The organism is Corynebacterium sp. MSK041 (assembly GCF_030232265.1).
GTDB lineage: Bacteria > Actinomycetota > Actinomycetes > Mycobacteriales > Mycobacteriaceae > Corynebacterium.
This window is the reverse complement of sequence record NZ_JASPJK010000037.1, coordinates 1-1160: the sequence shown is the minus strand read 5'-3', so window position 1 is coordinate 1160 and position 1160 is coordinate 1. Positions and strand designations below refer to the sequence as shown.

The following is a 1160-nucleotide window of genomic DNA, read 5'->3' as shown; positions in this document are numbered from 1 at the left end:
TGTTCAGACCACCGATTTAGTAACGCCATGGTGAGGATCGAGTAACGCCCGGGTGAGTATCCAGTAACACCCGGGCGTTTGGGGGTTGGGTGGGGTTAGCGTGTCAGGCGCATGTTGTCTCCTTCTAGTGTGATGATCTCCGCGCCGACGGCGAGCCGGTTGAGGATCGACTCAGCGATGACAGCGTCGGGGATGGACTTGCACCATTCGATGGGGGCGAACTGGGATGTCACGATGGTCGCTCCGCGGTTTTCTCGTTCCGCAATGATGGTCAACAATTGATGCGCGGTGGCTTCGTTGATCGGGGTGGTGAGAAAATCATCGAGTACGAGCACATCGGTGTTGTGAATCGCTTCGAGGAACTTCACGCGCTCAGGATCCGAGTGATGCAGCACGGCGAGCTGGTTAGCCAGAGAGTCGGTGCGGAAGAACTTGGCGGAGTAGTCCTTTCGGCAAGCTGCGTTGAGCAATGCTTGGGCGAGGTAGGTCTTGCCGACGGAGGATTTGCCCAGGATGACAACGTTTTTCGAATCCTGGCACCATTGGCATTGAGCAAGTCGGGCGATTTGCTCTTTGTTGATGTTGCGGCTGGGTGTGTAGATAATGTCTTCGACACAAGCATCGAGGTTTGGCGATCGGGATGCTTTGAGCAGTTTGTTGACTCGTCTTTCGCGCCTGGCCGCGACTTCTTTATCGAGCGCGTAGAGGATTTTGTCTGAGAAGCTCCACTGGTCGAATGCTTGATCCGCGGCAATGTCGATGACTGTGCGGCCAAAGGCAGTCATCCGTAGTTGCGTGAAGATATGCAGGACTGATTCGTCTAAGAATCGTGCGGTTGTTGATGCTGGTTGTGGCGCATCCATGGTTAGTTGTTTCCTTTCTTCGTCAGGTTTTCGATGCTGAACTGCTCCGCGCCGCCGAGGTACGCACCGCGTGTATCACGCGTGGTAGACGCTTTTGCGGTGGTAGTGGAGGTGGGCACGGCATCTCGCGTGTTGGGGTGAGGCTGTGTGGTGGTGCGCCCCGTGTCTTCTTTGCGCACGGCTGCCATCATGTTCTTCACTGCGGTGTAGGACACTGCCTGGCGTCGGCCTTCAAGGTCGACGAGTCGCCTACAGGCTTCTTCCAAGATGGGCTTGTTGTCGTGTTTTCCCATGGAA

The 1160-nt window shown here is 55.9% G+C and carries 1 protein-coding gene and 1 pseudogene; both read right to left on the bottom strand.

Going from position 1 to position 1160, the window contains the following annotated elements; all coding sequences use genetic code 11:
* Nucleotides 1-95: 95 nt before the first annotated feature.
* The gene (locus tag QP968_RS11065; protein ID WP_284856446.1) at nt 96-863 is read right to left on the bottom strand and encodes an ATP-binding protein; all 768 of its coding nucleotides are present in this window, start codon (nt 861-863) and stop codon (nt 96-98) included.
* Between the two features lie 2 nt (nt 864-865).
* Nucleotides 866-1160 (bottom strand): annotated as a pseudogene (locus QP968_RS11060) (IS21 family transposase); the annotation flags it as partial.

Coding starts and splice junctions, on each gene's coding strand:
- QP968_RS11065 (WP_284856446.1), bottom strand. CDS start 863: ATGGATGCGCCACAACCAGCATCAACAACCGCACGATTCTTAGACGAA.